General features: G+C 71.0%; 4 protein-coding genes. 2 read left to right on the forward strand and 2 right to left on the reverse strand.

Features of this window, described 5'->3' with window-relative positions; translation table 11 throughout:
* The coding region (locus tag AC27KI_RS22300) for a Wzy polymerase domain-containing protein (protein ID WP_487115890.1) at positions 1-442 on the forward strand (442 nt) is incomplete at its 5' end.
* Between the two features lie 23 nt (positions 443-465).
* On the opposite strand, the gene AC27KI_RS22305 is transcribed toward AC27KI_RS22300, so the two are convergent.
* Positions 466-1,050 (reverse strand): YqiA/YcfP family alpha/beta fold hydrolase, encoded by a 585-nt coding sequence (locus tag AC27KI_RS22305; protein WP_487115892.1) that lies wholly within the window; start codon positions 1,048-1,050, stop codon positions 466-468.
* A 107-nt stretch (positions 1,051-1,157) separates the two neighbouring features.
* Here AC27KI_RS22305 and rodA point away from each other — a divergent pair, with 107 nt between their 5' ends.
* Positions 1,158-2,321 carry a rod shape-determining protein RodA gene (rodA, locus tag AC27KI_RS22310; protein WP_272567244.1) on the forward strand — a complete coding sequence of 388 codons (1,164 nt, stop codon included), beginning with the start codon at positions 1,158-1,160 and terminating at the stop codon, positions 2,319-2,321.
* Positions 2,322-2,367: 46 nt separating this feature from the next.
* On the opposite strand, the gene AC27KI_RS22315 is transcribed toward rodA, so the two are convergent.
* Positions 2,368-2,769 (reverse strand): MFS transporter (locus tag AC27KI_RS22315; RefSeq protein WP_487115895.1); only part of this gene is annotated, 402 nt, incomplete at its 5' end.

The following is a 2,769-nucleotide window of genomic DNA, read 5'->3' on the forward strand; positions in this document are numbered from 1 at the left end:
GCCCGGGCCGGCCTGGATCGCCGCCGCCGCGCTGGCCGGGGGGGCTGCGTTGGCCTTCGGGGGGCTGCTGGTGCGCGACTACGAACGGGTCAGCCAGCTCTACCGCGCCGTGCCCGACCGCGACCCGGCCTACCGCGAAGACACCGCCCGCAAGGTGCTGGGCAATATCGCCTTCTTCCGCGGCACGGCCGATTTCGCCACCGTGACGACGACGCCGGTGACCGCGCAGAACGCGGCCGACGTCCACACCCGGGCCACGCGGCTGCTGCACTACTCGCCCGAGCCCCGCGTCATCGAGGCGGTGCTGACCAGCGCGGCATTGCTTGGGCGCACGGACGAGGTGGATTTCCACACGGTGCGCTACCGCATCGCCTATCCGCAGGAGTACGCGCGCTGGGCGGCCAGCCACCCGGCCGCCGCGGCCTCCGCCCCGCTGCCTTGATGCCTTGATGCCTTGACCTTCCCTCAGGCCAGGCCGCAGAACCGCGCCACCGTGCCGATGTGCGCGGGAAAGTCGCTCAAGGCATGGTCGCCGCCCTCCAGCAGGACCACCTGCGCGGCGGCATAGCGACCCGCCATTTCGCGCCAGTCCAGCAGCTCGTCGCCCTTGGCGATGACGGCCAGCTCCGGGCCGGCCGGGGGCCGGCCCCGCATGTCCAGCGCGCGCAGCTCGGCGATGTATTCGGGGCGGAAGAAAAAGCGTTCGGCCGGGTCGTGCCATGCGGTCTGCTCGCCGATGTAGCGTTCCAGGTCCCGCGCCGGGTCCACGGCGGGGTTCAGCAGCACGCTCGGGCAGCGTGCCTGCTGCGCCACCCAGCTCGCGTAGAACCCGCCGAGCGAGGAGCCCACCACCGCCATCGCCCCCTGCGGCCAGTCCGCGATGCCCTGCGCCACGAGGCCCATGGCCGCCCGGGGCGAGGGCGGCAACTGCGGGCACCAGAAATGCACGCCCGGATGGTGGGCGGCCACGTGCGCCGCCATCTGCCGGGCCTTGGCCGACTGGGGCGAGGAGCGAAAGCCGTGCAGGTAGAGCAGGTGGGTGGTGGGCATGGTGGGGGGCGCGGCGTGGAGCGATGCAGGCAATGGTGCGGCAGAGCCGGGGGCCTTCGATTGTGCCGGGGCGGCGGGGCCTTCGGCCGGCCGGATAATCGCGCCCCATGTCCGCCGTCTTCGACAAACCCTCCCTGCTGCAGCGCGTCCTGCCCCTGTTCCGTGGCTTCGACTGGCTGCTCATCCTGGTGCTGTTGATGCTGGCATCGACCGGGCTGGTGGCCATGTATTCCTCGGGCTACGACCACGGCACGCGCTTTTACGACCATGGCCGCAACATGCTGCTGGCCGCCGGCATCCTGTTCGTGGTGGCGCAGGTGCCGCCCCAGCGGCTGATGGCGATGGCCGTGCCGCTGTACACGGTGGGGGTGGCGCTGCTGGTGGCGGTGGCGCTGTTCGGCATCACCAAGAAGGGCGCGCAGCGCTGGATCAACCTGGGGCTGGTCATCCAGCCCAGCGAGCTGCTCAAGATCGCCATGCCGCTCATGCTGGCCTGGTGGTTCCAGCGGCGCGAGGGCCAGCTGCGGCCGCTGGACTTCGTGGTGGCCGGCGCGCTGCTGGCGGTGCCGGTGGGGCTCATCATGAAGCAGCCCGACCTGGGCACCTCGCTGCTGGTGCTGGCGGCCGGGCTGTCGGTGATCTTCTTCGCCGGCCTGCCCTGGAAGCTGGTGCTGCCGCCCGTGCTGATCGGGGGCATCGGCATCGCCCTCATCGTGTGGTTCGAGCCCCAGCTGTGCGCCGACGGGGTGCGCTGGCCCGTGCTGCACGACTACCAGCAGCAGCGCATCTGCACCCTGCTGGACCCCACGCGCGATCCGCTGGGCAAGGGCTTTCACATCATCCAGGGCATGATCGCCATCGGCTCGGGGGGCTTCTGGGGCAAGGGCTTCATGGCCGGCACGCAGACGCACCTGGAGTTCATTCCCGAGCGCACGACCGACTTCATCTTCGCCGCGTTCTCCGAGGAGTTCGGGCTGGCCGGCAACCTGTTCCTGATCGTGTGCTTCCTGATGCTGGTGTGGCGGGGCCTGGCCATCGCGGTCGGGGCCACCACGCTGTTCTCGCGCCTGATGGCCGGGGCGGTGTCGATGATCTTCTTCACCTACGCCTTCGTGAACATGGGCATGGTGAGCGGCATCCTGCCCGTGGTGGGCGTGCCGCTGCCCTTCGTGAGCTACGGCGGCACCGCCATGGTCACGCTGGGGCTGGCGCTGGGCGTGCTGATGTCCATCGCACGGGCGCAGCGCATTCCGCTGAACGAGCGCACATGAAAAAGCCGGCCAGGCGGCCGGCTGTGTCGGGCGTGGCCGGGCGGGCTCAGGCCTGCAGCGGCTCGTGCGCGGTCTCGCGGGCGACCAGCAGGGCCACCAGCGTGAGGCCCAGCGCGGCCGTCACGTAGAGCGACACCGCCACGGTGGAGCCGTACGACTTGAACAGCGAGGCGATGATCAGCGGCGCGAAGCCGCCCCCCAGGATGCCCGCCAGCGTGTAGGCCAGCGAGGCGCCGGCATAGCGCACCCGGTTGGGAAACTGCTCGGTCACGAAGGCGGCCTGCGGGCCGTACATCATGGCGTGGATCAGCAGGCCGCCGACCACCGCCGCGCAGATGGCGAGCGGCTGCGCCCGGTCCATCAGCACGAAGAACACGAAGGCCCAGGCAATGCCCAGCAGCGCGCCGGCGATGTACACCGGGCGCCGGCCGATGCGGTCCGACAGCGC

Source organism: Acidovorax sp. KPB24-03, from assembly GCF_057546605.1.

What these genes read in the sequence shown, in the direction of transcription:
- AC27KI_RS22305 (WP_487115892.1), bottom strand. Translation starts at nt 1,050, where the DNA reads ATGCCCACCACCCACCTGCTCTACCTGCACGGCTTTCGCTCCTCGCCC.
- rodA (WP_272567244.1), top strand. Translation starts at nt 1,158, where the DNA reads ATGTCCGCCGTCTTCGACAAACCCTCCCTGCTGCAGCGCGTCCTGCCC.